Origin of the sequence: Lysobacter enzymogenes (genome assembly GCF_900106525.1) — a bacterium.
GTDB lineage: Bacteria > Pseudomonadota > Gammaproteobacteria > Xanthomonadales > Xanthomonadaceae > Lysobacter > Lysobacter enzymogenes.
In genome coordinates, this window is record NZ_FNOG01000006.1 from 316940 (window position 1) to 342822 (window position 25883).

The window sequence follows — 25883 nt, forward strand, 5'->3', positions numbered from 1 at the left end:
CGCCGGAGCGTCCGCTTGACAGCTCGTGCTACGAAAAGTAGCTTACCTTAAGTAAGTTACCTTTAGTAATTAACCCGGAGCCGCCTTGCACGCCCTCATCGTCTTCGCCCATCCCGATCCGCAATCGTTGACCCACGCCGTCGCCACGCGCGTAGGCGAGGGCGCGCGCGCGGCCGGCCACAGCGTCGAGCTGGCCGATCTCGCCGCCGAAGGCTTCGACCCGCGCTACGGCCAGGCCGATCACGACGCCTACCGCGACCTCGCGCCGCATCCGGCCGATGTGCGCGCCGAGCAGGCGCGGATCGAGCGCGCCGACGCGTTGGTGCTGGTCTATCCGGTGTACTGGTGGTCGATGCCGGCGTTGCTCAAGGGCTGGGTCGACCGGGTGTTCTCCAACAACTGGGCCTACGCGACCCGCGACGGCCGCGTGGTCGGGCAGTTGCAGCGTCTCAACGTGCACCTGCTGGCCTTGGGCGGCGCCGATCAGCCCAGCTACATCAAGCATGCCTACGACGTGGCGATGAAGACCCAGATCGATCACGGCGTGTTCGATTACTGCGCAGCGTGCGTGGCCAGTTCGACGATTCGCTTCGACACCCAGGAACCCGACGGCCAGGCGCATCTGCAGGCGGCGTTCGAGCTCGGCGGCGGTTTGTTCGGCAAAGAGGCAGGTTGTCGGGCGGCGTGATCGTGCGGCGTTGGCGGGCGGGGTGTCGTCGTAGTTGCGCTGGCGCGGTCGCGGCTTGCGCCGCTCCTACAGGGGCTTCGGCGCCATGCGATCTACCTGTAGGAGCGGCGCGAGCCGCGACCGCGACATCGCAACTACGACGCAAACCTTAACGCCCCGTCCACCCATCGAGCATGTCCGCCAGCTCGTCGGCATGCTCCTCTTCCTGCGCCAGGATGTGCTCCATCATGCGCTTGGTCGTGGTGTCCTTGTCGCCGATGAAATCGATGATCGCGCGATAGCTGTCGATGGCGATGCGCTCGGCGATCAAGTCCTCCTTGACCATGTCGCGCAGGTCGCTGCCCTCCACGTACTGCGCGTGCGCGCGGCCGCTGAGCAGGTCGGGATTGAGGTCGGGCTCGCCGCCGAGCTGGACGATGCGCTCGGCGATCAGGTCGGCGTGGGCCTGTTCTTCGTTGGCGTGTTCGAGGAATTCGGACTTGATCGCGTCGGCCATCAATCCGCTGGCCATGAAGTAGTGGCGCTTGTAGCGCAGTACGCAGACGATTTCGGTGGCCAGCGCGTCGTTGAGCAGCTCAATCACGGCTTCGCGGTCGGCGGCGTAGCTGGCGGTGATCGCGCCGTCCTCGATGTGCTTGCGGGCGCGGGCGCGGATGGCGCCGATGTCGGCGACGAACGCCGAGGTTCCCGAGGCGGCGGGCTTGGGACCGGTGGCTTTGGAGCCTGCGGATTTCGGGCCGGTGGATTTGGAGCCGGCTGGTTTCGCACCGGCGGACTTGGAAGGAGCGGATTCGCGCTGGCTGACGGGCTTGGCGGACATGACGTCTCCTGGCGGGTCGGGGGAAGGGCGGGCTACCTCGATGGGTGGAAGCGAAAGGGCGTGGCGAACGCACGACATCCGGGCCCGCGCGCGGCGGGCCCGGCGGCGTAGATCAGACTTGCTCGAGCATGTATTCGGCCGAGGACACGCGGTACTCGCCCGGTTCCTCGACGTGCACCTGCTGGACCACGCCGTTGTCGACGTACAGGGCGAAACGCTTGGCGCGCGTGCCCATGCCGTAGGCGCTGGCGTCCAGCTCCAGGCCGAGCGCGCGGGTCAGCTCGCCGTTGCCGTCGGAGAGCATCAGCATGCCGTCGGGCACGTGCTGGCTCTTGGCCCAGGCCTGCATGACGAAGGGATCGTTGACGGCCAGGCAGGCCACGTCGATGCCCTTGTCGCGGAACTGCTGGAAATGCTCGACGAAGCCGGGCAGGTGCTTTTCCGAGCAGGTCGGGGTGAACGCGCCGGGCACTGCGAACAGCACCGTCTTGCGGTCGTCGAACAGGGCGCGGGTATCGACCGTCTCGATGCCGTCGGTGATGCGCTTGAGCGCGACTTCGGGCAGGCGGTCGCCGACCTGGATGCTCATGGGATTCTCCTGATGTGAAGGTGAAGTCTAGGAAGGCGGAGCTAAACTCGGCGTCAAGGTTGCTTGACGGGAGCATTTCGGGACGCACGCGGCGCGCGCCTTGAAAACGCGCCGTCCGCCGCCATGCTGGAGACCTTAATGATGCGTCAAGGCGGGCTGTGCGCACAGCGCTGCGCTTGGCGCTTGCGCCGTGGGAGCGAGCATCGATGCAGTTCAAGGACTACTACGACACCCTGGGCGTGGAGCCCAGCGCCGGCGAGGCGGAGATCAAGACCGCCTACCGCCGCCTGGCGCGCAAGTACCACCCCGATGTCAGCAAGGAAGCCGGCGCGGAAGAACGGTTCAAGGCGGTCAACGAAGCCTACGAAGCGCTGCGCGATCCGCAAAAGCGCGCGGCCTACGATCAGTTGCGCGCGCGCGGCTATCGCCCGGGCGACGAGGTGCAGGCGCCGCCGGGCGGTTTCGGCGGCGGCCAGGGCGGCGTCGACTTCGAGGAGGTGTTCGCCGGCGGCGGCGCGGGCGGCGGTTTCAGCGATTTCTTCGAAACCCTGTTCGGCCGCGGCCGCGCCGCGCCCGGCGCGGGCGGCTTCGGCCAGCGCGGCGCGCCGCCGCGCGGCGACACCCGGGCCAAGCTGGCGATATCGCTGGAGACCGTCTACGAAGGCGGGCAGGTGCGCATTTCGGTCAACAACAAGACTCTGGACGTGCGCGTGCCCAAGGGCATCCGCCCGGGCCAGCTGATCCGCCTGGCCGGGCAAGGCGCGCACGGCGATCTGCTGCTGGAGATCGAATACGCCGCGCACCCGCAGTTCGAAGTGGACGGACGCAACGTCATCCACGTGCTGGAGCTGGCGCCGTGGGAAGCCGCGCTCGGCGCCAGCGTCAGCGTGCCGACCCTGGGCGGGCCGGTCGAGCTCAAGATCCCGGCCAGTTCCGAAGCCGGCCGCAAGCTGCGCCTGCGCGGCCGCGGCCTGCCGGGTTCGCCGGCGGGCGATCAGATCGTCGAACTGGAAGTGCTGGCGCCGCGCGCGCACAGCGATGCGCAGCGCGAGGCCTACGAGGGCCTGCGCGCGGCGTTCGGCGAGGACTGGCGGCGCGACTGAACCGTCGCCAGCGCGCGGGCGGGAAAGCCTGCAGGCCCGCTGCTTGTGGGAGGGCCTTCAGGCCCGAAGCTCTTCGATCCGCCGCGGCGATCTTTCTCAGCGACCTGAGTCGAAAGCGTCGGGGCTGAAGCCCCTTCCACATCAGCCTTGTGGGAGGGCCTTCAGGCCCGATGCTCTTCGATCCGCTACGGCGATCTTTCGAAGCGACCTGAGCCGAAAGCATCAGGGCTGAAGCTTCTCCCACATCAGCCTTGTGGGAGGGCCTTCAGGCCCGATGCTCTTCGCTCCGCTGCGGCGATGTTTCGAGCGACCTGAGCCGAAAGCGTCGGGGCTGAAGCCCCTCCCACATCAGCCTTGTGGGAGGGCCTTCAGGCCCGATGCTTTTCGTTCCGCCGCGGCGATCTTTCGAAGCGACCTGAGCCGAAAGCGTCGGGGCTGAAGCCCTCCCACAGCAAATCGGCGACACGATCGGCGGCGCGGCCCAGCCGACGGGCGGAGCGCTGCCGGACCGGTAAACAGCGGCATACGGCACGCGTCTGCGCAGCTTCGCCGCCCGATTGCGCGGCGCCCAAACGCAAGAATCCCGGCCGGAGCCGGGATTCGCGCATTCATCCAACACCGCTGCGGCCTTGGGCCGCGCCCGGTTTCAGCCGGCCGCGGGCAGCAACTGGCCGATGATCTCGGACAGGTCGGTTTCGCTGAAAGGCTTGGTGATGTAGGCCTTCGCGCCCTGGCGCATGCCCCACACCCGGTCGGTGTCCTGGTCCTTGGTGGTGACCAGTACGATCGGAATGTGCTTGGTGGTGGCTTCGCGGCAGATCGAGCGGGTGGCCTGGAACCCGTTGAGGTTCGGCATGACCACGTCCATCAGGATCAGGTCGGGCAGCTCGCGCTTGGCGGCCTCGACGCCGGCGGCGCCGTCTTCTGCGGTGAGGGCCTCGTGGCCCAACTTCTCGACGATGCGACGGATGCCCATCAGCTGGGACGGCGAATCGTCGACGATCAAAATACGCGCCATATCTTTCCCCTGGAACTTGCGGCCGATTGTAGCGACGCGCCGCGCGGCTGCAATGCCAACTAGATCACGACCAGGGTCCGGCCCAGCGAGCCTCCGGCCAGCATCGCGGGAAACGCCTGCGGCAGTTCGCTCAGCGGCACTTCGCGGGTGCAGATCCGGTCCAGGTGCGCCGGCTTCCAGTCGCTGGCCAGGCGCTGCCAGATCTCGTCGCGGATCGCGCGCGCGGTGCCGGCCGAGGCGATGCCGAGCAGCGACACGCCGCGGATGATGAACGGCATCACCGTGGTGCCCAGGTCGTGGCTGGCGGCCAGGCCGGCGCTGGCGACGTTGCCGTAGGGCGCGGTCTGCGCGAGCAGGCTGGCGAGCATCGGCCCGCCGACGTTGTCCAGGCCGCCGCCGAAGCGCGCCGATTCCATCGGCCGGGCGGTGGCCAGGGCGTCGCGGCCGAGCACCTGGCTGGCGCCGATCGACTTGAGGTAATCGGCCTGCTCGGGCTTGCCGCTGATCGCGTGCACTTCGAAGCCGGCGCGGCTGAAGATGTCGAGCGCGAGCGAACCCACGCCGCCGGTCGCGCCGGTCACCGCCAGCGGCCCCAGCTCCGGCGCCTGGCGGTTCTCCAGCAGGCGAAACAAGGCCAAGGCCGCGGTGAAGCCGGCGGTGCCCAGGATCATGCTCTCGCGCAGGCTCAGCCCGGCCGGCAGCGGGATCGTCCACTTCGCCTGCAAGCGCGCGTACTCGCTGTAGCCGCCGTCGCGGGTTTCGCTGAGGCCGCAGCCGGTCACCAGCACCGCGTCGCCTTCCTTGAACTTGGCGTCGCTGGAGGCGACCACGTGCCCGGCCGCGTCGATGCCGCCGACCAGCGGGAACGAGCGCAGGATCTTGCCTTCGCCGGTGCCGGCCAGCGCGTCCTTGAAGTTGATCGAGGAGTACGCGGTCTTGATCACCACTTCGCCCGGCGCGAGCTCGTCGATCGACACCGTTTCGATGCCGCCGCGATAACCGGCGGCGTCGTTGTGGATGCGAAAGGCGTTGAACGCGGCGGGGACGGTCATGACGGCGCAGGCTCCTGTGACGCGCCATCGCAGATCAGGGCGTGGCGCAAGCGCCGATGATAACGGAGTAGAGGTCGTGCCATTGCGGGTTGGAGGACTCGATCAATTCGAGTTTCCAGGCGCGCTTCCAGGATTTGATGCGCTTTTCGCGAGTAATGGCCGAGCGCATGTCGGGATGCAGTTCGTACCAGACCAGACTGTGTGTGCCGTAGCGTCGGCTGAACCCTTCAGTGAGGTCGTTGCGGTGCTGCCAGATGCGCTGGATCGGGTCGGAGGTGACGCCGGCATACAAGGTGCCGCGCGGCGCGCTGGCGAGCATGTAGACGCAGGGGAGTCGGGTTCGCATCCATGCGAGTCCTTCAGTCGATATGCAATGAAAGCACGTCGCGGATCGCTACGAAGCGTAGCGCGCGCGAACGCGGCGAACTCTTACCGGTTGGATGCCAAAAATCCGATCCGATCCGGCGGGTGAGCCCTCAAGCCCTCAAGCTTATTCTCCTTATCCCGTCATTCCGGCGAAAGCCGGAATCCATTTTGACTTGGCTGTTGCTTTAACCTCGGGCCGAGCAACATCAACAGCAAAATGGATTCCGGCTTTCGCCGGAATGACGGGTGTGACGCGACGGCGACGCGAAGGTGCGCGGGGATAGCTGATTTGTGTTCGCTCAGCGCAACGCGCTGCGCCGCTTCTCGTCCATCCACTTCGACGACGACGCCGGCTGGTAAGCGCGCATCCACGCCAGCATCGCTTCGATGTCGTCGCCGTGCCACAGGTCGCGGCGCTGGTCGGGGTGCAGGAAGCGCTCGTCGACCATGCGGTCGAGCATGCCCATCAGCGGCGAGTAGAAGCCGTCGATGTCGAGGAAGGCGCAGGGCTTGTTGCCGATGCCGAGCTGGCGCCAGGTCAGCATCTCGAACATTTCGTCGAGGGTGCCGAAGCCGCCGGGCAGGGCGACGAAGCCGTCGGCGATATCGAACATGCGCTGCTTGCGCTCGTGCATCGAGCCGACGATCTCCAGCCGGGTCAGGCCGCGGTGGGCGACTTCCCAGTTGACCAACTGCTCCGGGATCACGCCGATGACTTCGCCGCCGGCTTCCAGCACCGCGTCGGCGACCGCGCCCATCAGCCCGACGTTGCCGCCGCCGTAGGCCAGGGCGATGCCGTCGCGGGCCAGGCGGTAGCCCAGGGCCATCGCGCGGTCGGTGTAGATCGGCTTGGAGCCGGAGTTGGAGCCGCAGTAGACGCAGATCGTTTTCATGTTCGTCGTTGCCTGGAGATTTTGTCGTTGTGGGTGTTGCGGGCGCCGGCGCGGATCGCCGCCGCCGAAACGAAGAACGGCGCACCAAGGTGCGCCGTTCTCGTGACTGCCTGGCCGATCAGTTGGCCTTGTGGATGGCGCGCTTGTCGACCGCCATCGCCGCGTCGTGGATCGCCTCCGACAGGGTCGGGTGGGCGTGGCAGATGCGCGCCAGGTCGTCGGCGGAGCCCTTGAACTCCATGGTCAGCACGCCTTCGTGGACCAGCTCGGAGACGCCGACGCCGACCAGGTGCAGGCCGAGCACGCGGTCGGTCTCGGCATGGGCGATGACCTTGACGAAGCCGGCCGGCTCGCCCATGGCCACCGCGCGGCCGATCGCCGCGAACGGGAAGCTGCCGGTCTTGTACGGCACGCCCTCGGCCTTGAGCTGCTGCTCGGTGCGGCCGACCCAGGCGATTTCCGGCTCGGTGTAGATCACCCACGGAATGGTGTCGAAGTTGACGTGGCCCGGCAGGCCGGCGATCAGCTCGGCCACCGCGATGCCTTCCTCGAAGCCCTTGTGCGCCAGCATCGGGCCGCGCACGCAGTCGCCGATCGCCCAGACGCCGTCGACGCCGGTGTGGCAGTGCTCGTCGACTTCGATCTGGCCGCGCTCGTTGAGCTTCACGCCGGTGCCGTCGGCGAGCAGACCCTTGGACGCGGCGCGGCGGCCGACGGCCACCAGCAGCTTGTCCACGACCAGTTGCTGGTCGGCCTTGCCGTCGTTGTAGGTCAGGTGGACTTCGTCGCCCTTGATCTCGGCCTTGGAGACCTTGGCGCCGAGCTTGATGTCCAGGCCCTGCTTCTTGAATTCCTTGGCCGCGGTCTTGGCGACCTCGGCATCGGCGGCGGCGAGGAAGTCGGGCAGGGCTTCGAGGATGGTGACTTCCGAGCCCAGGCGCTTCCACACGCTGCCCAGTTCCAGGCCGATCACGCCGGCGCCGATCACGCCCAGGCGCTTGGGCACTTGCGTGAAGTCCAGCGCGCCGACGTTGTCGACGACCTTGTCGCCGTCGAACTTGGCGAACGGCAGTTCGATGGAGTCCGAACCGGCGGCGAGGATGACGTTGGTGCCCTTGAGTTCGACTTCCGAACCGTCGTGCTGCTTGACCTTGACGATGTTGCCCGGGTGCAGGGTGCCGAAGCCGTAGTACGGGGTGATCTTGTTCGCCTTGAACAGCATCGCGATGCCGCCGGTGAACTGCTTCACGATCTTGTCCTTGCGGCCGACCATGGTCGCGACGTCGATCTTGGCGTTGTCGGCGCTGATGCCGTGCTCGCCGAACAGATGCTGCAGGTTCCAGAACTGGCGCGAGCTGTCGAGCAGGGCCTTGGACGGGATGCAGCCCACGCGCAGGCAGGTGCCGCCGAGCGCCGGCTTGCCGTCCTTGCCGAGCGCCGCGTCGATGCAGGCGGTCTTCAGGCCGAGCTGGGCGGCGCGGATGGCGGCGTGGTAGCCGGCCGGGCCGGCGCCGATGACGACTACGTCGAATTGCTCAGACATTGCAAAATTCCTTTGCCTTTCCCTTCTCCCGCTTGCGGGAGAAGGTGCCCGAAGGGCGGATGAGGGGAGGCGCGGGGCGGGGGGCTGGCGTACTCGCGGCTGGCCCTCGCCCCAACCCCTCTCCCGCGTCGCGGGAGAGGGGCTCGTGGCATCACATGCCGAGCAGCATGCGGTGCGGGTTCTCGAGCTGGTTCTTGATGTCGACCAGGAACAGCACCGCGTCCTTGCCGTCGATGATGCGGTGATCGTAGGACAGCGCGATGTACATCATCGGCGCGGCCACGACCTGGCCGTTCTCAACGATGGCGCGCTCCTTGATGGCGTGCATGCCCAGGATCGCCGACTGCGGCGGGTTGACGATCGGGGTCGACATCAGCGAGCCGAAGGTGCCGCCGTTGGTGATGGTGAAGGTGCCGCCCTGCAGGTCTTCCAGCGCCAGCTTGCCGTCGCGGGCCTTCTTGGCGTAATCGCCGATGGCCTTTTCGATGTCGGCGAAGCCCAGGCGCTCGACGTTGCGCAGCACCGGGGTCACCAGGCCCTTGTCGGTGGACACGGCGATGGAGATGTCGGCGTAGCCGTGATAGATCACGTCGTTGCCGTCGACCGAGGCGTTGACGATCGGGTGGCGCTGCAGCGCGTTGGCCGCGGCCTTGGCGAAGAAGCTCATGAAGCCGAGCTTGACCCCGTTGGCCTTCTCGAAGGTCTCGCCCAGCTCCTTGCGCATGGCCATGACCTTGCCCAGGTTGACTTCGTTGAACGAGGTCAGCATGGCGATGGAGTTCTTCGACTGCATCAGGCGCTCGGCGATGCGCGCACGCATGCGGGTCATCGGCACGCGCTCTTCCGGACGCGCGCCCGCGGCCGAACCCACGCCGCCGGCCTTGGCATAGTTGACGATGTCTTCCTTGGTCACCGCGCCCTTGCGGCCGGTGCCTTCGACCTGCGAAGCGTCGACGCCCTGGGTGTTGGCGGCGAAGCGCGCGCCCGGCGGCAGTTGGTCGTTGGCCGACGGCGCGGCGGCGGGCTTGGCGGCTTCGGTCTTGGCCGGAGCGGCGGCAGCGGCGGCCGGAGCCGGGGCGGCTTCGGCCTTGGCGGCCGGGGCCGGAGCGGCCGCGGCGGCGCCGGCCTCGACGATCGCGATCAGCTGCTGGCTGGTCACGGTCGCGCCTTCTTCGAACTTGATTTCCTTGAGCACGCCGTCGACCGGCGAGGGCACTTCCAGCACGACCTTGTCGGTTTCGAGGTCGACCAGGTTCTCGTCGCGCTTGACCGCGTCGCCGGGCTTCTTGTGCCACGTGGCGATCGTGGCGTCGGAGACCGACTCAGGCAGAACGGGGACTTTGATCTCGGTGCTCATGGGGCAGGCATCCTGGAGTGCTTGGAACGTGCTTGAAAGGGAGTTTCGAATCTGGGGTGTCCGGCGAAGCGCCGGCGCCGTTCGCGGCGCCGGTGCTTCGTGCGCAGCCGGCGCCTTACTCGGCGCTCGACTCGCCGTGCAGCGAATTGACCAGCGCATCGGCGACCAGCTTGGTCTGCTCGGCGACGTGATCGGCCAGGTGACCGGCCGCCGGCGACGGCGAACGGGCGCGGCCGGTGTAGTGCAGGGCCTGCTTCGGCGCCAGGCAGGCGCTGAGGTGGTGGCGGATCTGGTACCACGCGCCCTGGTTCTGCGGCTCTTCCTGGCACCACACCACGTCCTTGGCGGCGCCGAAACGCTTGAGCTCGGCGGCCAGAGCTTCGCGCGGGAACGGGTAGAGCTGCTCGACGCGCAGGATCGCGACGTCGTCCACACCGTCCTTCTGCGCCTGTTCGAACAGGTCGTAGTAGACCTTGCCCGAGCACAGCACTACGCGCTTGATCTTCTTGGCGTTGGCGTTGGCCGCGGCGTCCGGGATCAGATGCTGGAACTCGCCGTTGGCCAGTTCGTCCAGGCTCGACACTGCCAGCTTGTGGCGCAGCAGCGACTTGGGCGTCATCACCACCAGCGGCTTGCGCGTGCTCATGCGCATCTGCCGGCGGATCATGTGGTAGGCCTGGGCCGGAGTGGTCGGCACGCACACCAGCATGTTCTCCAGCGCGCACAGCTGCAGGAAGCGCTCCAGGCGCGCCGAGCTGTGCTCGGGGCCCTGGCCTTCGTAGCCGTGCGGCAGGAACAGCGCCAACCCGCACAGGCGGCCCCACTTGGCCTCGCCCGAGGACAGGAACTGGTCGATCACCACCTGCGCGCCGTTGGCGAAGTCGCCGAACTGCGCTTCCCAGATGTCCAGGGTCATCGGATCGGCGGTGGAGTAGCCGTATTCGAACGCCATCACCGCTTCTTCCGACAGCAGCGAGTCGATGATGGTCACGTCCACCGGGTTCTTGACCAGGCGGCGCAGCGGCATGACGTATTCGTCGGTGCTCTGCTCGTGCAGGATCGCGTGGCGGTGGAAGAAGGTGCCGCGGCCGCTGTCCTGGCCGACCAGGCGCAGCTTGTAGCCTTCGCTGATCAAGGTGGCGTAGGCCAGGTTCTCGGCGAAGCCCCAGTCGCCCGGCTGCTCGCCGGCCGACATCTTGCGGCGGTCCTCATAAATCTTGGCCACGCGCGGATGCAGCTTGACGCTGTCGGGGATCGCGTTGATCTCGACGGCGAGCTGATCGAGCTTGCTGCGCTCGAAGGTGGTGTCGACCGGATCGCTGAGCTTGCCCTGCAGGTACTTGGACCAGTCGATGGTGAACTCGTCGGGCTTGACCTCGACCAGTTCGGTGGTGACTTCGCCGGCGTCGAGCTTGTTGCGGTAGCCGTCGACCAGCGCCTGCGCGTCCTCGGCCTTGATCGCGCCTTCGGCGATCAACTGGTCGGCGTAGATCTCGCGCGGGGTCTTGTGCTTGCGGATCACCTGGTACATCAGCGGCTGGGTCGCCGCCGGCTCGTCGGCCTCGTTGTGGCCGTGGCGGCGGTAGCAGACCAGGTCGATGACCACGTCGCGGCCGAAGCGCTGGCGGAAGTCCAGCGCCAGCTCGGCGCAGAACACCACCGCTTCGGGGTGGTCGGAGTTCACGTGCAGGATCGGCGCGCCGACCATCTTGGCCACGTCGGTGCAGTACAGGGTCGAACGCGCGTCCTGACGCTCGGACGTGGTGAAGCCGACCTGGTTGTTGATGACGATGTGCACGGTGCCGCCGACGGCGAAGCCGCGCGCCTGCGACATCTGGAACAGCTCCATGCCCACGCCTTGGCCTGCGAACGCGGCGTCGCCGTGCAGCAGCACCGGCAGCACCTGGGCTCGGCCGTTTTCGCCGCGGCGGGTCTGGCGCGAGCGCACGCTGCCGGCGACCACCGGGTTGACGATTTCCAGGTGCGAGGGGTTGAACGCCAGCGCCAGGTGGACCGGGCCGCCCGGGGTGGCGACATCGGCGCTGAAGCCCATGTGGTACTTCACGTCGCCGCTCTTGGCGTGCTCGTCGTGCTCGAACTTGCCTTCGAACTCGTCGAACAGCTTGCGCGGCGGCTTGCCCAGGGTGTTGACCAGGACGTTGAGGCGGCCGCGGTGGGCCATGCCGATCACCACGTCCTGCACGCCCTGCTCGCCGGCGCGACGGATGGTCACGTCCATCAGCGGGATCAGCGCGTCGCCGCCTTCCAGCGAGAAGCGCTTCTGGCCGACGTACTTGGTGCCCAGATACCGCTCCAGGCCGTCGGCCGCGGTCAACCGCTCGAGGATGCGGGCCTTGTCGGCGGCGCTGCGGCCGAACTTGCCGCCGGCCGCTTCCAGGCGCTCGTACATCCAGCGGCGCTGTTCGGCGTCGGCGATGTGCATGAACTCGGCGCCGATCGGGCCGGTGTAGGTCGCCTTGAGCAGGGCGACCAGGTCGCCGAGCTTCATGCGTTCCTTGCCGGCGACGCCGCCGGTGGAGAATTCGACCGACTGGTCGCTTTCGGACAGGCGGTGGAAGCCCAGCGCCAGGTCCGGCGCGTCGGGCTTCTGCAGCAGGCCCAGCGGGTCGATGTCGGCCGCGAGGTGGCCGCGCGAACGGTAGGCGGTGATGACCTTGCCGACCATGCGCTCGCGTTCGTCGCTGCCCGAGGACGCGCCGGCGGCGGCGACCGCGCCGCGCGCGGCGGCCTTGCCCGCCCGGGCGATGCTTTCGATCGCGGCCGAGTGCGGCACATCGCCGGCCTCGCGGCCCTTGAAGCCGTCGAAATAGGCTTTCCACTTGGGCCCGACGCTGTCGGGATCGACCAGGTACTGCTCGTACAGGTCTTCGATGAAGGCGGCGTTGGCGCCGAGTTGCGAGGACTGCGAGAACTGCTTCAGGAGACTGTCCACGATGGCTATCGGGAAACTCTAGGGGACGGGAGTGGGGTCGGCGCGCGCGCACAGGGCGCTAGGCGCAGACAAGGCTCGGAATTATAGCGGCAGTGTTAAGCGCAAAGGCATAACTACTTACGTCTATGTGGCGGTTTTGGTTCGATTTCCGGTGCCGGCCCGGGCCGGACCGGCGAGCCGACCGTTCCGGCAAGGCCGCCGGCGGGGCGGGGCGTGCGGGCGAATCCGCTCAAAAATCTTGGGACAGCGCCGGCGCTTTCAAGCCGCGGCCGCGGCCGCCGCGGTTTATCGCGCGCTCAGCCCGGCGCGCGCGATGGCTGCGGCCGTATCATCGGCGCCGGTCGATAAGGAGTTCGGCGTCATGTCCGCAGGCGTAGTGCGATGGAGTTTGCTGTTGGTGCTGGCATTGGCGGGCTGCGCGCCCAAGGACGATCCCCAGCGGCGCACGGCCGAAGCCGAGGCCAAGGCGGCTGGAACCGATTTCACCGCCGAGGCCGCGGCCGCTGCGGCCGCGAAGCCGACCCGGGCCGCGACGCCGGCCTCGTTGGGGAGCCTGCGCGAGCGCTTCCAGGCCCTGGTGCCGGCCTCGTGCCGGATCGACAACGTCCGCGCCGAGGGCGAGGTGGTGTGGCTGACCGGTTCGGCCGAGAACAACGCCGCCGTCGCCGCGGCGATGCGCGCGATCGAGCAGGCCGCGGCCGCCGCCGAGCCCGCCGGGCGCCTGCCCGGCACCGAGTTGATTTTGTTGGAGAGGCGGCCCGACGGGCGCGACCACTTCGAGATGCGGGTGCGTTCGGCTAAGTTGTCGACGCCATGAATCATCGCAACCTTCACCGCCACGCCGCTTGCCTAGGCCCGCGTGAGCAGGACAAGCCGCGGCGTCCGCGCCGCATCCTCGCGCCCGCGCTGCTGTGGCTGGCATCGCTATGGGCCGTTTCGGCGCCGGCCCTCGCCCAGGCGCCGGTCGTGGAGCCGAACGTGGACGCCGTGGTCCAGGCTGGCCGCTGGAGCGAGGCCGAGGCCGGCGAGGGCAGCTACCGGGTCGTCGTGGTCGGCCAGGGCTTCGAGCACGTCTCGACCCGGGTGCTGGCGCAATGGAAGGCCGACGGCGGCGAGGACGGCCAGGCCCGGATCGTGCACGAGGCCGAACTGGTGGCGCCCGGCAATTACTCGCTGACGGCGCCGAAACTGACGCCGACCGCCTCGGGCGTGCGGGTGGAACTGCGCGGCGTCGCCACCTACGACAGCCGTCGCCGGGTCGTGTGCCGGTTCGATCTGGCGCCGGGCGGCAAGGTAACGGTGATGTGGGCCTGCGGCCTGTGACGGCCGGTCTCGGCTTTTAGGGAAGGGCTACCAGGGGAAGGGCTACAGCTCCAACGCTTTTGCCTTTGTGGGAGGGGCTTCAGCCCCGATGCTGTTCTTTCAGATGGCCGCGACTTCCAGATGGCCGCGACCTGAGACAAAAGCATCGGGGCTCAAGCCCCTCCCACAAAAGCCGTCTGCTGGCGCTCAGATCCCCAGCGCGCGGAACTCGGTGCACGGCCGCGCGCGTTCCCACACCGGTTCGAACCGGGCGCGCAGCTGGCGCGCGCGCGGGCCGTCGTCCAGGCGGGTCTCGCCGTCGAAACGGTGGCCCAGCGGCCGGTAGTACCAACCCTCGCGGTCGTTGACGCAGTAGGCGGCCGGGTCGTTCTGGTCGACGGTTTCCTCGACCGCGCGGAATTCGAAAGCGGTCGGCAGGCGCTGGGCCAGGCCGATCAGCGGCGCCAGCGCGCGCTGCGGCACGGCCGGGTCGTGCAGCAGCACGCGCACCTGGCCGCCGTCGACGGCGAAGCGGCGCAGCGCCGCCAGCGCGTCGGCGCGGTCGAGCAGGCCGGGGTCGAGCTCGCGGCTGTAGATCCACAACGCGCGCCGGGCCTGGGCCAGCAGGCCGGTCAGCGCCGCCGCCGCGGCGTCGCGGCCGTCGACCGGATTGGCCGCGCCGAGCAAGCGGTACATCGCCAGATGCTCGATCCCGCCGGCCTCTTCGAAGCGCGGCCCGAACGGCAGGAAACCCTGGCGGGCGTAGAAACCGATCGCGCTGGCCTGGCTGTGCAGCGACACCTCGCGCCAGCCCAGCGCGCGGGCGCGCGCGACCAGCGCCTCCAGCAGCGCCTCGCCGACGCCGCGGCCGCGCCACGCGGTCAGCACCGCCATGCGGCCGATGCGCCGGTCCGGGGTCAGCCGGCCGGTGCCGATCGGCTCGCCGTCGGCGTCGAAGGCCAGCACGTGCTGGCATTGCGGGTCGCGCTCGGCGTCCAGCTCCAGTTCCAGCGGCACGTTCTGCTCGCGCACGAACACCGCCTCGCGCACCGCGCGCAGGGCCGGCCGGGCGGCGGCGTAGTCCTCGACCGCGACCACGCGAAAACCGGCGGGCGTGGCCTGGCTCATTCCTCTTCGTCTCCGAACGCGTAGCCCTCGTCGTCGGCCTCGTCGTCGCGACCGAGGCGGTAATGGCCGCCGGCGACCAGTTCCAGCACGCAGGCGCGGCCGGTGTCGGACAGAGCCGAATAGCCGGCCAGGTCGAGTTCGGCCGCCGCCGCCAGCGCCTGCGCGTCCTTGGCCGGCAGCGCGTATTCCTGGCCGCTCACGTACAGGCGCGCGGCGCGGCCGCGGGCGTGGGCGCGGCGCCAGGCCATGCGCGACCACGGGTGGCGCCACAGGGTCGCGCCGTGCTGCAGGGCGAAGTCCAGTTCGATCCGCGACGGCGCCGGCGCGCCGCCCGCGGACACTTCGCCGGCGGCGCGGTAGACGGTGATGAAGCGGCCGAACCAGTCGCCGAGGCGGTCCGGGTCGTTCATGCGCAGCGCGTTCAAGCCCTGCACCACGCGCTCCATCGCCGCCGCGTCGATCTCGTTGGGATCGCGCGGCGGGGCCAGGTCCGGGTCGTTGTAGCGCAGCGCCTCGTCGGCATCGGCGGCGAGGGTGTCGATGTAGTCGCCCATCAGCTCGGCCGCCGACGGCGCGCGCATGCCGACCGAGAAGGTCAGGCAGGCATCTTCGGCGACGCCGTGGTGCGGCACGCCCGGCGGCAGGTAGAGCATGTCGCCGGGGCCGAGCACCCAGTCGTGGCTGGGTTCGAATTCGCGCAGCAGCTTGAGTTCGGCGTCGGCGCGGAAACCCTGCGGCGGGTTGGGGCGGGCGTCGATCTGCCAGCGCCGGTGGCCCTGGGCCTGCAGCAGGAACACGTCGTACTGATCGACGTGGGCGCCGACCGAGCCGCCGGGCGCGGCGAACGACACCATGATGTCGTCGATGCGCCAGCGCGGCAGGAACGAGAACGCCGGCAGCAAGGCGGCGACATCGGCGTCCCACTTGTCCACGTCCTGCACGAGCAGGGTCCAGTCCTGCTGCGGCAGGCCCGGGAATTCGGATTCCTCGAACGGCCCGTGCCGCACCGAATAATGATCGCGCGCGCGGTCGTGCTGGATCAGCCGCGCCAGCGCGCCTTCCTCGCAGGCCAATCCGGCCAGGTCTTCGGGCTGCAGCGGCGATTGCAGGCCGGGGAAGGCGTTGCGGATCAGCAGCGGGCGTTTTTGCCAGTAGTCGGTGAGGAAGGTCTGCGCCGGCATGCCCAGCGGCGGATGCGCGGCGGCATCGACGACGAGGGCGGGGGCGGCTTTTTCGCCGGCCTTTTGGGCGGGCTTACGAGCGGGCTTGCGGGGGGACGGATCGAGCGGGCGGGTGGCCATGGCGGTTCGGCGCGGCGGCGGTGCGCGGATATGAAAGCGATATTGTCGCTCATCGCGGGCGCAGGCGACGCGGACCGGGTCGTGGCGGCGTCGCTTCGGCCGCAGCGATCCCTCAGGCGAATGCGGGGTTGAGACGTGGGTCGCACGTCGCGTCGCCCGCCCGCGCGGGCGCCCGGGCCGGGCAGCGGGCGAGGCGGTTCACTGCGCGATTTCGTCGTAGCCGCGGCCGAGGAACTGCAGCAGGCACCAGCCGTGCCCGAACGGATCGGACAACTGCACGATCCGGCCCCAACTGGCCTTGCGCGCCTCGCCTTCCTGGCGCGCGCCGGCGGCCAGCGCGCTGGCCAGGGCGGCGTCGAGGTCGTCGACCACGATGTCCAGATGCAGCGGCGTCCAGTGCCGCGCATAACCGCGCGCCTGCTGGCCGGCGCCGAGCGAGCCCTCGGGCTTGTGCAGCAGATAGAACGGCGACGGCGCGCCGAGCAGTTCCACCGCATCGCCGATGCGGCGCCCGACGTGCAGGCCGAAGGCGCGGGTGTAGAACGCCAGCGCGGCGTCGAGGTCGGGGACGTCGATATTGATCAGCAACTGCATCGCAGGCCTCCGCGGACGAGTGCGCGCAGTGTGCGGGGGCGGTTGCTAAGGCGGCGTGGTCGCGGCGGTGGAGGGTGGAATGCTTGCGGGTTCGGCTGTGCGGCGCTGCGATCGGCGACGGGGCCGGGCGTAATCGGATCGGATTGCGCATCGCGCGGGCGCAGCGCGCGTTGCGATGAAGCCCTCGTTGCAGTCGTGCGACGCAAGCGCGGCAGCGGCCACCGCCCAAAGGCGGCGACCGGCCGCGTTGCGACTCAGCGCGCCGGCGCGGGCTGAGCGCGCTCCTGCTCCAGGCGCGCATCGAGCTTGGCCGCGCCGGCGGCGGCGTAGGCGCGGCAGGCGCCGGCATCCACCAGCGGCTTGGCCGGATGCGGCCCGGTGCGTTGGAGCAGATCGCTGGCGCCCGGATGCGGGGTCAGCAGGATGTCGCAGGGCAGCGCCGCGACGGTCTCGATGCTGCGCCGGTACGCCGCCAGCGCGCCGGGATGCGCGGCGTCGTCGCTGAAGCGGTAGACCTTGTCGCTGAAGGGGGTGAGGCTGTCGGCATAGGCGATGTCGCGGCACTGGCCGGCGTCGTCGCACGAGCGCCAGGTCCAACTGGTCGCGCCGGCGGTATGGCCCGGCGTGGCGTGCGCGGTCAGCGCCAGCGCGCCGAGCCGCAGCGTGCCGCCGTCGTCGATGCGCTGCACGTTCGCCACCGGCGGAAAGCCCGGCACGCTGAGGAACTGCGGATCGCCGCGGTCGGCCTTGCCGCGTTCCAGCGCGGTCGCCGCCGGCTCGCGCGCGACCACGCGCGCGCCGGTGTCGCGCGCCAGCCGGGCGATGCCGCCGGCGTGGTCGATGTGCTCGTGCGAATTGAGGATGTAGCGCACCTGTCCGGGATCGAAGCCGAGCGCGCGGATGTTGGCTTCGATGTTGGGCGCAGCGGTGTCGGTGACGCCGTCGATGAGGATGTGGCCGGCGTCGGAGGTGATCAGGATCGCGCTGATCGCGCAGGTGCCGACGTACCAGGTATTGGCGTAGATGCGGCGCGGCGCGGTGGGTTCGTCCCAGTTCGGATCGGCCGGGCAGGCATCGGCGCCAGCGGCCTTGGCGGCGTGCGGCGGCGCGCTCGCGCAGGCGGCGAGCAGCAACGAAGCGATGGAGACGGGCAGCCACCCGGTGAACGAACGCATGCGCGCAATCCTTATCGAGAAGTGGCCAGCACTATCTCGTATTCGGATGCGGCGCGGATCAAAAAGAAATTGTGGCAACGGCAAGGCGGATTTTTGTTTCTGTCCGCGGTGCGTGCGCAGCGAGTGTAGGAGCGGCGCAAGCCGCGGCCAACCGAAGCCGCGCTCGCAAGCGTTTGAAGCCGGAGATACGAAGCCATGAGGGTTCCGGTCTTCGGCCGCGGCGCTTGCGTACGTCGCTGCGGTTGGTCGCGGCTCGCGCCGCTCCTACAGGGAGAAACGAAGCCGCGGCGCAGCGACTGTAGGAGCGGCGCAAGCCGCGACCGCGCCAATGCGATAACGGCGAAGGTTCCGCCGTAGTTGCGGATTCGCAGCCGCCGCGCCCGCGCAGCGAGCGAGGCGCGCGAACGCGCCCCGCAGCGGGATCAGATTTCCCGCGCCAGCCGCTCGGCCAGGCCGGTGTAGCTGCCCGGCGTCATCGCCAGCAGGCGCTGCTTGTCCGCGGCCGGCAGGTCCAGCGAGGCGATGAACTCGCGCATCGAGGCCTCGGTGATGCCCTGGCCGCGGGTCAGCGCCTTGAGCTGTTCGTAGGGATTGGGCAGGCCGTAGCGGCGCATCACCGTCTGCACGGCTTCGGCCAGCACTTCCCACGACGCGTCCAGATCGGCCGCCAGCCGCTCCGGGTTGGCGCTGAGCTTGCCCAGCCCGCGCAGCAGCGCGTCGAAGCCGATCAGGGCGTGGCCGAAGGCGGTGCCGAGCGCGCGCAGCACGGTCGAGTCGGTGAGGTCGCGCTGCCAGCGGCTGATCGGCAGCTTGGCGGCGAAATGCTCGAACAGCGCGTTGGCGATGCCGAAGTTGCCTTCGGCGTTTTCGAAGTCGATCGGGTTGACCTTGTGCGGCATGGTCGAACTGCCGACTTCGCCGGCCTTGACCGCCTGCTTGAAATAGCCCAGCGAGATGTAGCCCCACACGTCGCGGCACAGGTCCACGCAGATCGTGTCGATGCGGCGCTGCGCGTCGCAGACTTCGGCGATGCCGTCGTGCGGCTCGATCTGGGTGGTGTAGGGCTGCCAGTCCAGGCCCAGTGAGGCGACGAAGCGCTGCGAGAACGCGGTCCAGTCGATATCGGGGTAGGCGGCGACGTGGGCGTTGTAGTTGCCGACCGCGCCGTTGATCTTGCCCGGCATGATCGCGCCGGCGAGGGTTTCGCCCTGGCGCTGCAGGCGCGCGACCACGTTGGCCAGTTCCTTGCCCACCGTGGTCGGCGAAGCGGTCTGGCCGTGGGTGCGCGAGAGCATCGGCAGCGCCGCGTGCTCGTGGGCCATCGCGCGCAGCTTCTGGATCAGCTCGTCGAGCTTGGGCAGCAGCACGTCCTGGCGCGCCTGGTTGAGCATCAGCGCGTAGCTGAGGTTGTTGATGTCTTCGCTGGTGCAGGCGAAGTGGACGAATTCGAGCGCCGGGCCGAGTTCGGCGTCGTCCTTGAGGCGTTCCTTGATCAGGTACTCCACCGCCTTGACGTCGTGGTTGGTGGTGCGCTCGATCTCCTTGACCCGCGCCGCGTCGGCCACCGACAAACCGTCGGCCAGCGCGCGCAGGCGCGCGCTGGCGGCGTCGGAAAACGGCGCCAGCTCGGCGATGCCCGGTTCGGCGGCCAGCGCCAGCAGCCACTCCACTTCGACCTTGACCCGGGCCTTGATCAGGCCGAATTCGGAGAAAATCGGCCGCAGCGCATCGACCTTGCCGGCATAGCGGCCATCGAGCGGGGACAGGGCGAGCAGGGTGGTCTGGGAGTCGGCGGACATGGCACGCGGTGGGCAGGAAAACAGCCTTCCATTCTACCCCCTGCGGCCAGGACGTGCCGGGGCACCCCCTGTAGGAGCGGCGCGAGCCGCGACCGCGGGGTTTCGGGTTCGCGCCGCAGGCATGCAACCCCGCGGTCGCGGCTCGCGCCGCTCCTGCATGCGTTGTGCCGCACCCGGCGAAGTCGGGCGAAAACCGTGCGAACCCTCGACGCCCATCGCGGCCGCGGCGATCATGGGCGCCGCCAGCGGAATCCAGCCAGCACGGTCGCTTTGCCTCCAGGCTCCCAGCCTGCGGCGCGCGGCCGATCTCAGCGACGCGCGGCCGAGCGGCCGCGCGTTCCCCCACGACTCAACGGAGTTGGCAATGGCGAGCAAACGCAAGACCCCGGCCCGCGGCGAACGCGCCGCATCGGCCAAGACCGGCGGCGCAGCCACGGGCTTCCGCGTCGAACACGACAGCATGGGCGAGCTCAACGTCCCGGCCGAAGCGCTGTGGGGCGCGCAGACCCAGCGCGCGGTGCAGAACTTCCCGATCTCCGGCCAGCCGATGCCGCGCGAATTCATCCGCGCCCTGGCCCTGATCAAGGCCGCCGCGGCCCAGGCCAACGGCGGTTTCGGCCTGCTCGACCCGGGCGCGGCGCAGGCCATCGCCCAGGCCGCGCGCGAGGTCGCCGACGGCGGCTTCGATGCGCAGTTCCCGATCGACGTCTACCAGACCGGTTCGGGCACCTCGAGCAACATGAACGCCAACGAGGTGATCGCGACCCTGGCCACGCGCGCGGGCAAGCACAAGATCCACCCCAACGACCACGTCAACCTCGGCCAGAGCTCCAACGACACCATTCCGACCGCGATCCGGGTGTCGGCGGCGCTGGCGGTGCACGAAACCCTGCTGCCGGCGCTCAAGCACCTGCGCAAGACCATCGAGCGCCGGGCCAAGGAATTGAACAAGACGGTCAAGACCGGCCGCACCCATCTGATGGACGCGATGCCGCTGACCTTCGGCCAGGAGTTCGGCGCCTGGGCCGCGCAGCTGTATTCGGCCCAGGAGCGCATCGAAGACGCGCTCAAGCGGCTGCGCCGCCTGCCGATCGGCGGCACCGCGATCGGCACCGGCATCAACGCCGATCCGCGCTTCGGCAAGGTCGTGGCCAAGGCGCTCAGCGCGGTCGGCGGAGTGCGTTTCGAATCGGCCGCCGACAAGTTCGAAGGCCTGGCCGCGCAGGACGACGCGGTCGAGCTGTCCGGCCAGCTCAGCGCGCTGGCGGTGGCGCTGACCAAGATCGCCAACGACCTGCGCTGGATGAATTCCGGCCCGCTGGCCGGCCTGGGCGAGATCGAACTGCCGGCGCTGCAGCCTGGCAGCTCGATCATGCCGGGCAAGGTCAATCCGGTGATTCCCGAGGCGATGGCGATGGTCTGCGCCCAGGTCATCGGCCACCACACCGCGATCACCGTGGCCGGGCAGAGCGGCAATTTCCAGCTCAACGTGATGCTGCCGCTGATCGCCTACGACCTGCTCGATTCGATCCGCCTGCTGGCGCGCGCCATGCCGCTGCTGGCCGACAGCGCCATCGCCGGGCTCAAGGTGCGCGAGGCGCACGTGCGCGAGGCGCTGGACCGCAACCCGATCCTGGTCACCGCGCTCAATCCGATCATCGGCTACGAGAAAGCCGCCGCGATCGCCAAGCGCGCCTACAAGGAAGGCCGGCCGGTGCTGGAGATCGCCCTGGAGGACAGCGGCCTGAGCGAGAAACAACTGCGCAAGCTGCTCGACCCGGCCGCGCTGACCCGCGGCGGCATTCACGCCGGCGGCGGCGGGGGCGGCGGCTGAAATCGAGGCCGGGGCAAAGGCGGCCGCCGGTCGAGGCGGCCGGCGGCGCATTCGCACGGCGCGGGATTTGATGCACAATCGCCCGCGCCGTCGTGTGCGGCCGCGGCCGGGGGCGCCGCGGCTAGAATGTCCGATGATTTTGTTTCGCGACCGGCGTGGGGTTTTCCGGCGCGTGCGCCTGGATATGCTCGACGGACGGGGGGATTATCGGCGCGCCAGCGCGGATAATATCCGCCCGCCGCGGACGGGGATGCCGCGATCGGGCGCGGCCGGATTTTCCGGCCGGTTCCGGTCGAAGCGGGGGCCGTGCGAGGGCGCGGCCTGCGTGCCGGCGTTCCGCGTCCGCAACGCCCGCATCGGCGCCGTTTTCCGGCGTCGACGCGGGAAAATCGGCGGTTTCGGCCGCCGCGATGTCCGCCGCGGTCCGTGGCGGGCGCATGGTTATTGAGCGGTAACCGTGCGGTCATTACGGATCGGCCGTGGCGGGTATGAAGTAACTGTCGTGCGTGCGATACAGGAGGTAGCGCGCGCGCGAGTTTCCCCGCAGCCCCTGGCCGACCGGCCAGCCATAACTAATGGAGCCTCGCTCATGAAATCCAATCGTTTCCTTCGGTATGCCGCCATCGCTTCGCTGCTGGCCTGCGCCGCCTGCAAGCCGACGTTTTTCCCGGGTATTCCCGGCGACAACATCCACGTCGACCTGAGCGGGCGCGCCGCGCCGGCCGCGGTCGATGCGGCCAAGGCCGCCGTCGCCGGCGTCCAGGCCGCGCGCTGACCGCCGCGCCCGGGCCGGAGGGTCCGGCCCGGGACGTGCGCGCCTTCGCGGCGCGCGGCGCCCCCGCCGCAACGGCGGGCGGCCGCCTCATCGCTGGTTTTGCCCGGTGCGCGGCGGGTGGCCGCGCAGCCTTCGGCGTTCCCGCGCCGCCTCGCCCCGGCGCGTAGCCGTTTCCTGCACCTCGCGTCTTCCTTATCGATACTTGCCGCGCCGCGGATGACGGCGCCCGCCGCCGCGGCCACAGTGGCCTTGCGGGCTGGACCGGCCCGCACGGCAAGCCGCTCCGCCGCGCGCGGACGGCGGACCTCTCGGCGGTCGCCGGCCGCCGCTCATTCAAGGACGCGATATGACCCGTGCCATTTCCCGCAAGCCCTCGGCGGCGTTCGTGGGCGCTTCGTGGGGCGCGCTCGTGCTCGGCTCGCTGACCTACCTGGTCGGGCTGTGGAACGCCGGCTTGCAGCTCAACGAAAAAGGCTATTACCTGACCTTGCTGCTCTACGGCCTGTTCGCGGCGGTGTCGGTGCAAAAGTCGGTGCGCGACCGGATGGAGGGCATCCCGGTGACCAACCTCTACTACGGCCTGGCCTGGACCTCGGTGCTGGCGGCGTTGACGTTGATGTTCATCGGCCTGTGGAACGCGCAGATCGCCTTCAGCGAAAAGGGGTTCTACGCGATGGCCTATGCGATGAGCCTGTTCGCGGCGATCGCGGTGCAGAAGAACACCCGCGACAGTGCGGGCGATGAGCGCGAATTCGACTGAGGGCGCTTGGGGGAAGCCAGTCGTTGTCCGCGTAGATGCGGGGATCCGGAGACTTCAGGGTCATGCCTCGATGAAGCCCTGGATGTTCGGCTTCGCCGAATTAAAACAGAGCCCGCGTTCGCGGGAATGACGGTAGGTAGGGGGTTCGCGGCGGGTGGGTTTCGCGGTAAGTCGGATTCACCGTGGCTCTTCAAGTCGTCATCCTCCGCGAAGGCGGGGATTCAGAGACTTCAGGGTCATGCCTCGGTGAGGCTCTGGATGCCCGCGTTCGCGGGCATGACGGTAGGTGGGTTTCGCGGCAAGGCGGTTTCGCAGCGCCTCTCCAAGTCGTCATCCCCGCGAACGCGGGGATCCAAAGACTTCAGCGCAATGCCCCAGGCCGCAACCCCGAGGCGCCGTCAGCTGCGCGACCGGCATTCATCGCCGGTGGTGAGGTTCTTGTTCGCGAACGGCTGGAACTGCGGCACCTGCGCGACCAGCTTTTCCTGCGCAACGCGCAAGGCGCCCACCCGCTGGCAAATCTGCATGGCCTGATCCCGCAGTTTCGATGCCTGCGCCTCGACCTTGGCCTCGGTCTGGTCGGTGCGGCCCGAACGCAGATCCTGCGCAACTGTGCTCAACACTTGCCCGGCCATCGCCGCGCCGGCCTGGCCGATGGCGGCGCCGTCGCGGCGGATGCCGGTCGCCTCTACGTAGAACGCGCGGCCTGCGGCCTGCTGCGCCGGGTTCAACGTCAGCGCCTTGCCGTCGATGGCGATGGCGCCGTCAGGGGTAATCTGCGCGCGCTGGCCGCCGCCGCGCACCAGCAAACGGTCGCCGTCCATCGACATGTGGTCGATCACCACGACGTGGGTGTCGGAGTCTGCGTTGCGCGAACAGCCGCCGGCCAGGGCCGCGGCGAGCGCGGCGGCGAGCACCAGGGCGATGGAAGAGCGGCGAGTGGTCATGAGCGGCGTCTCTTAGCGGCGCGCAGGGAAGGAAGCGGCGCAGGCGGGCGGCGCGCGGCCCGCCTGCGCCGGCGATCAATCGTTCTTGGGCACGTCGACCTTGCCCGCCACGCCGCGGTGGCGCACATCGCCGCTGCCGACCCGCGCCACGCGCAGGTCGCCGCGCACGCCGTCGATGTCGAGGTCGCCCGAGCCGACGCGGTCCACGGTCACCGAGCCTGCGACCTGATGCAGTTCGACGTCGCCCGAGCCGACCCGGCCGATCTTGACGTCGCCGCCGACGCCGCGCGCCTTCAGGTCGCCCGAACCCAGGTCGACGATCTGCAGCGCGCCGATGTCGCGCAGGGTCACGTCGCCCGAGCCGACCGAGGCGACGGTGAGGCCGCGCACGTTGGCGATGTCGATGTCGCCGGAATTCACGTCGGCGCTGAGCGCGGCGACGTTGCGCACCGAGGCGTCGCCGGAGCCGACCTTGAGCTGCACGCGCAGATCCTGCGGCACGCTGGCGCGCAGTTGCATGTGGTACTGGCCGTTGAAGTTCAGGCCCAGGCGCTTGGCGTGCTCGGCCACGACCACCAGCTTGTCGCCTTCGCGGCGCTGGCTCACGGTCAGGCCGGACAGGTCGGCGGCGTTGTTGGCGCAGGCGCGGCCGGTCACCGCGGCGACGCCGTTGCCGCCTTCCACGATCAGGTCGTCGGAACCGATCTCGAACACCACCACTTTGACGCCCTTGAGGTCGAGGGTGAGGTTGCGCGGCTGGGCGTTGTCGCAGCGGTCGGCGGCGAGGGCGGCGCCGGGCAGCAGCGCGGCGCAGAGCAGGGCGAGCAGGGGACGCATGGGAAGCTCCTGAACAACGATGAGGTAGAGCTGTGATGCAGGCCGGGCCGGCACGGTTGCAAGGCGTTGGTCGCCGATCGCACGCCGCGCCGGCCGCGCGCCTCAGCCTTCGTCGCGCCAGCGGCGCAGGTGGATCGCGGCGAAGATCATCGCCGCGCCGATCGCCGCGCCGATCCACAGGTCGGCGGTGGCCAGCACCTGCAGGCTCGAGGCCGAATCCAGCTGGTTGAGCGCGTCGGTGCCCTTCATCGCCGCCTGCTGGGCGTCCTCGCTGAAGCTGTCGTGCAGGAACCAGGTGCCCGGCACCACGCTGAGCAGGCCGCGCAGCGCCACCGTGTACCAGATCGCGCGGTGCGGGATCTCGATGCCCGGCATCACGTCGAGGAAGCTGACGAACACGCAGGCCAGCAGCGGGATCACCACCGCCCAGACGAACGGCACGGCGCGCGCCCAGGCCGAGCAGAGCATCAGCCAGCCCACGGTCGGCAGCGCCCACAGCGAGTACACCGGCACCGACAGGGCCAACTCGCCGAGCAGGCGGAACGGATGGGCCTGGGTGAAGATCGCGCCGGCGCCGCTGAAGCCGTTGAGCACCGCCGCCAGCCACGCCAGCGTCCACATCACCAGGCCTACCGCCAGGCCGATCGCCGCGGCCAGCAGCGGCGCCAGCAGCAGCGCCCACGCCAGCTTGGACAGCACCGCCTGGGTGTCGGATATCGGCAGCGATTTCCAGAACAGGATGCTGCGGTCCTTGCGTTCGTCGTAAAGCGAGCCGAGCGCGTAGAAGAACACCACGAACACGAACACCAAGCAGACGATGCCCAGGCCGCCGGCGAGCGCGGCGTCGCCGATCTGGCCGGCGCGGGCCATGTCGCCGGTCATTTCCAGGTTGATGCCGTCGTGGTCGCGCACGGCGTACTTGTTGAACAGCACCGAGCCGCCGATCACGCCGAGCACGGTGAAGATCACCGCGACCGCGCCGGCGATCAGCGGACCCCACAGGAAGCCGCCGCGGTGTTCCCAGAACTCGCGCTTGAGCAGCATCAGGA

Annotated in this window: 26 protein-coding genes and 1 pseudogene; 7 read left to right on the forward strand and 20 right to left on the reverse strand. The window is 69.4% G+C overall.

The annotated features are described in order from the left end of the window. The first annotated feature begins 85 nt into the window (after positions 1-85). Positions 86-688: an NAD(P)H-dependent oxidoreductase gene (locus BLU84_RS16815; protein ID WP_074869886.1), complete on the forward strand. Its 603-nt coding sequence runs from the start codon at positions 86-88 to the stop codon at positions 686-688. A gap of 148 nt (positions 689-836) precedes the next feature. Here BLU84_RS16815 and BLU84_RS16820 read toward each other — a convergent pair whose 3' ends face one another. Together BLU84_RS16820 and BLU84_RS16825 are read right to left on the reverse strand one after the other, a co-directional pair. After that, on the reverse strand, positions 837-1508 hold the full coding sequence (locus tag BLU84_RS16820; protein WP_083382739.1) for a ferritin-like domain-containing protein: 672 nt from the start codon (positions 1506-1508) through the stop codon (positions 837-839). A 112-nt stretch (positions 1509-1620) separates the two neighbouring features. Further along, positions 1621-2097 carry a peroxiredoxin gene (locus BLU84_RS16825; protein WP_074869889.1) on the reverse strand — a complete coding sequence of 159 codons (477 nt, stop codon included), beginning with the start codon at positions 2095-2097 and terminating at the stop codon, positions 1621-1623. A gap of 206 nt (positions 2098-2303) precedes the next feature. Between BLU84_RS16825 and BLU84_RS16830 the strand changes: the two genes are divergently transcribed. Then, a complete protein-coding gene (locus BLU84_RS16830; protein WP_074869892.1) occupies positions 2304-3200 on the forward strand; it encodes a DnaJ C-terminal domain-containing protein in 897 nt (298 codons plus the stop codon). Here the strand turns inward: BLU84_RS16830 and BLU84_RS28745 are convergent. The 10 genes and pseudogenes from BLU84_RS28745 to BLU84_RS16865 form a co-directional block, all read right to left on the reverse strand. Beyond that, complete coding sequence (locus BLU84_RS28745; RefSeq protein ID WP_425479405.1) at positions 3152-3340, reverse strand: DUF6053 domain-containing protein; 189 nt, start codon at positions 3338-3340, stop codon at positions 3152-3154. The two genes, BLU84_RS16830 and BLU84_RS28745, sit on opposite strands and share 49 nt — an antisense overlap. 17 nt (positions 3341-3357) lie before the next feature. Continuing rightward, positions 3358-3444: pseudogene (locus tag BLU84_RS28750) on the reverse strand (DUF6053 domain-containing protein); the annotation flags it as partial. A 21-nt stretch (positions 3445-3465) separates the two neighbouring features. Continuing rightward, entirely contained in the window at positions 3466-3819 is a 354-nt protein-coding gene (locus tag BLU84_RS28755) for a DUF6053 domain-containing protein (protein ID WP_425479406.1), read from the reverse strand. 27 nt (positions 3820-3846) lie between these two features. Further along, positions 3847-4218, reverse strand: a complete 372-nt coding sequence (locus BLU84_RS16835) for a response regulator (protein ID WP_074869898.1) — start codon at positions 4216-4218, stop codon at positions 3847-3849. A gap of 59 nt (positions 4219-4277) precedes the next feature. Next, positions 4278-5270, reverse strand: a complete 993-nt coding sequence (locus BLU84_RS16840; RefSeq protein ID WP_074869902.1) for a YhdH/YhfP family quinone oxidoreductase — start codon at positions 5268-5270, stop codon at positions 4278-4280. Between the two features lie 34 nt (positions 5271-5304). Then, complete coding sequence (locus BLU84_RS16845) at positions 5305-5616, reverse strand: GIY-YIG nuclease family protein (RefSeq protein ID WP_074869905.1); 312 nt, start codon at positions 5614-5616, stop codon at positions 5305-5307. 319 nt (positions 5617-5935) lie between these two features. Beyond that, a complete protein-coding gene (locus BLU84_RS16850) occupies positions 5936-6529 on the reverse strand; it encodes an LOG family protein (RefSeq protein WP_074869909.1) in 594 nt (197 codons plus the stop codon). A gap of 118 nt (positions 6530-6647) precedes the next feature. After that, positions 6648-8072, reverse strand: a complete 1425-nt coding sequence (lpdA, locus tag BLU84_RS16855; protein ID WP_074869914.1) for a dihydrolipoyl dehydrogenase — start codon at positions 8070-8072, stop codon at positions 6648-6650. A 151-nt stretch (positions 8073-8223) separates the two neighbouring features. Continuing rightward, positions 8224-9429 carry a dihydrolipoyllysine-residue succinyltransferase gene (gene sucB / locus BLU84_RS16860; RefSeq protein WP_074869917.1) on the reverse strand — a complete coding sequence of 402 codons (1206 nt, stop codon included), beginning with the start codon at positions 9427-9429 and terminating at the stop codon, positions 8224-8226. A 115-nt stretch (positions 9430-9544) separates the two neighbouring features. Continuing rightward, positions 9545-12382, reverse strand: coding sequence for a 2-oxoglutarate dehydrogenase E1 component (locus BLU84_RS16865; RefSeq protein ID WP_074869919.1), 2838 nt, complete (start codon positions 12380-12382; stop codon positions 9545-9547). Between the two features lie 313 nt (positions 12383-12695). Between BLU84_RS16865 and BLU84_RS16870 the strand changes: the two genes are divergently transcribed. Together BLU84_RS16870 and BLU84_RS16875 are read left to right on the forward strand one after the other, a co-directional pair. Beyond that, the gene (locus tag BLU84_RS16870; protein WP_139175061.1) at positions 12696-13199 is read left to right on the forward strand and encodes a PilN domain-containing protein; all 504 of its coding nucleotides are present in this window, start codon (positions 12696-12698) and stop codon (positions 13197-13199) included. Beyond that, entirely contained in the window at positions 13196-13705 is a 510-nt protein-coding gene (locus tag BLU84_RS16875; protein WP_074869924.1) for a hypothetical protein, read from the forward strand. The genes BLU84_RS16870 and BLU84_RS16875 overlap by 4 nt, the downstream gene beginning before the upstream one ends. Before the next feature lie 186 nt (positions 13706-13891). Here BLU84_RS16875 and BLU84_RS16880 read toward each other — a convergent pair whose 3' ends face one another. The 5 genes from BLU84_RS16880 to purB all read right to left on the reverse strand — a co-directional run bounded on the left by BLU84_RS16880 (position 13892) and on the right by purB (position 19681). Then, entirely contained in the window at positions 13892-14812 is a 921-nt protein-coding gene (locus BLU84_RS16880; protein ID WP_074869927.1) for a GNAT family N-acetyltransferase, read from the reverse strand. Continuing rightward, positions 14809-16113, reverse strand: coding sequence for a cupin domain-containing protein (locus BLU84_RS16885; RefSeq protein ID WP_083382740.1), 1305 nt, complete (start codon positions 16111-16113; stop codon positions 14809-14811). Before BLU84_RS16885 ends, BLU84_RS16880 begins: the two co-directional genes overlap by 4 nt. Before the next feature lie 198 nt (positions 16114-16311). Further along, positions 16312-16707, reverse strand: a complete 396-nt coding sequence (locus BLU84_RS16890) for a VOC family protein (RefSeq protein WP_074869930.1) — start codon at positions 16705-16707, stop codon at positions 16312-16314. A gap of 254 nt (positions 16708-16961) precedes the next feature. Continuing rightward, complete coding sequence (gene bla, locus BLU84_RS16895; RefSeq protein WP_074869933.1) at positions 16962-17882, reverse strand: subclass B3 metallo-beta-lactamase; 921 nt, start codon at positions 17880-17882, stop codon at positions 16962-16964. Between the two features lie 422 nt (positions 17883-18304). After that, a complete protein-coding gene (gene purB / locus BLU84_RS16900; RefSeq protein WP_074869936.1) occupies positions 18305-19681 on the reverse strand; it encodes an adenylosuccinate lyase in 1377 nt (458 codons plus the stop codon). 364 nt (positions 19682-20045) lie between these two features. Between purB and BLU84_RS16905 the strand changes: the two genes are divergently transcribed. The 3 genes from BLU84_RS16905 to yiaA all read left to right on the forward strand — a co-directional run bounded on the left by BLU84_RS16905 (position 20046) and on the right by yiaA (position 23050). Next, a complete protein-coding gene (locus BLU84_RS16905; RefSeq protein ID WP_083382741.1) occupies positions 20046-21515 on the forward strand; it encodes a class II fumarate hydratase in 1470 nt (489 codons plus the stop codon). A gap of 589 nt (positions 21516-22104) precedes the next feature. Continuing rightward, positions 22105-22290, forward strand: a complete 186-nt coding sequence (locus BLU84_RS16910; RefSeq protein ID WP_074869939.1) for a hypothetical protein — start codon at positions 22105-22107, stop codon at positions 22288-22290. Between the two features lie 346 nt (positions 22291-22636). Then, positions 22637-23050, forward strand: a complete 414-nt coding sequence (yiaA, locus tag BLU84_RS16915) for an inner membrane protein YiaA (protein ID WP_074869942.1) — start codon at positions 22637-22639, stop codon at positions 23048-23050. A 398-nt stretch (positions 23051-23448) separates the two neighbouring features. Here the strand turns inward: yiaA and BLU84_RS16920 are convergent, their stop codons facing one another. The 3 genes from BLU84_RS16920 to BLU84_RS16930 all read right to left on the reverse strand — a co-directional run bounded on the left by BLU84_RS16920 (position 23449) and on the right by BLU84_RS16930 (position 25878). After that, positions 23449-23967 carry a YggN family protein gene (locus BLU84_RS16920; RefSeq protein WP_139175062.1) on the reverse strand — a complete coding sequence of 173 codons (519 nt, stop codon included), beginning with the start codon at positions 23965-23967 and terminating at the stop codon, positions 23449-23451. Positions 23968-24072: 105 nt separating this feature from the next. Then, positions 24073-24834 (reverse strand): DUF4097 family beta strand repeat-containing protein, encoded by a 762-nt coding sequence (locus tag BLU84_RS16925; protein WP_074869947.1) that lies wholly within the window; start codon positions 24832-24834, stop codon positions 24073-24075. A gap of 102 nt (positions 24835-24936) precedes the next feature. Next, entirely contained in the window at positions 24937-25878 is a 942-nt protein-coding gene (locus BLU84_RS16930) for an ABC transporter permease (protein ID WP_074870322.1), read from the reverse strand. Between the last annotated feature and the right edge of the window lie 5 nt (positions 25879-25883).

Coding starts and splice junctions, on each gene's coding strand:
- BLU84_RS16820 (WP_083382739.1), bottom strand. CDS start 1,508: ATGTCCGCCAAGCCCGTCAGCCAGCGCGAATCCGCTCCTTCCAAGTCC.
- BLU84_RS16825 (WP_074869889.1), bottom strand. CDS start 2,097: ATGAGCATCCAGGTCGGCGACCGCCTGCCCGAAGTCGCGCTCAAGCGC.
- BLU84_RS16830 (WP_074869892.1), top strand. CDS start 2,304: ATGCAGTTCAAGGACTACTACGACACCCTGGGCGTGGAGCCCAGCGCC.
- BLU84_RS16835 (WP_074869898.1), bottom strand. CDS start 4,218: ATGGCGCGTATTTTGATCGTCGACGATTCGCCGTCCCAGCTGATGGGC.
- BLU84_RS16840 (WP_074869902.1), bottom strand. CDS start 5,270: ATGACCGTCCCCGCCGCGTTCAACGCCTTTCGCATCCACAACGACGCC.
- BLU84_RS16845 (WP_074869905.1), bottom strand. CDS start 5,616: ATGCGAACCCGACTCCCCTGCGTCTACATGCTCGCCAGCGCGCCGCGC.
- BLU84_RS16850 (WP_074869909.1), bottom strand. CDS start 6,529: ATGAAAACGATCTGCGTCTACTGCGGCTCCAACTCCGGCTCCAAGCCG.
- lpdA (WP_074869914.1), bottom strand. CDS start 8,072: ATGTCTGAGCAATTCGACGTAGTCGTCATCGGCGCCGGCCCGGCCGGC.
- sucB (WP_074869917.1), bottom strand. CDS start 9,429: ATGAGCACCGAGATCAAAGTCCCCGTTCTGCCTGAGTCGGTCTCCGAC.
- BLU84_RS16870 (WP_139175061.1), top strand. CDS start 12,696: ATGGCTGCGGCCGTATCATCGGCGCCGGTCGATAAGGAGTTCGGCGTC.
- BLU84_RS16875 (WP_074869924.1), top strand. CDS start 13,196: ATGAATCATCGCAACCTTCACCGCCACGCCGCTTGCCTAGGCCCGCGT.
- BLU84_RS16880 (WP_074869927.1), bottom strand. CDS start 14,812: ATGAGCCAGGCCACGCCCGCCGGTTTTCGCGTGGTCGCGGTCGAGGAC.
- BLU84_RS16885 (WP_083382740.1), bottom strand. CDS start 16,113: ATGGCCACCCGCCCGCTCGATCCGTCCCCCCGCAAGCCCGCTCGTAAG.
- BLU84_RS16890 (WP_074869930.1), bottom strand. CDS start 16,707: ATGCAGTTGCTGATCAATATCGACGTCCCCGACCTCGACGCCGCGCTG.
- bla (WP_074869933.1), bottom strand. CDS start 17,882: ATGCGTTCGTTCACCGGGTGGCTGCCCGTCTCCATCGCTTCGTTGCTG.
- purB (WP_074869936.1), bottom strand. CDS start 19,681: ATGTCCGCCGACTCCCAGACCACCCTGCTCGCCCTGTCCCCGCTCGAT.
- BLU84_RS16905 (WP_083382741.1), top strand. CDS start 20,046: ATGGCGAGCAAACGCAAGACCCCGGCCCGCGGCGAACGCGCCGCATCG.
- BLU84_RS16910 (WP_074869939.1), top strand. CDS start 22,105: ATGAAATCCAATCGTTTCCTTCGGTATGCCGCCATCGCTTCGCTGCTG.
- yiaA (WP_074869942.1), top strand. CDS start 22,637: ATGACCCGTGCCATTTCCCGCAAGCCCTCGGCGGCGTTCGTGGGCGCT.
- BLU84_RS16925 (WP_074869947.1), bottom strand. CDS start 24,834: ATGCGTCCCCTGCTCGCCCTGCTCTGCGCCGCGCTGCTGCCCGGCGCC.
- BLU84_RS16930 (WP_074870322.1), bottom strand. CDS start 25,878: ATGCTGCTCAAGCGCGAGTTCTGGGAACACCGCGGCGGCTTCCTGTGG.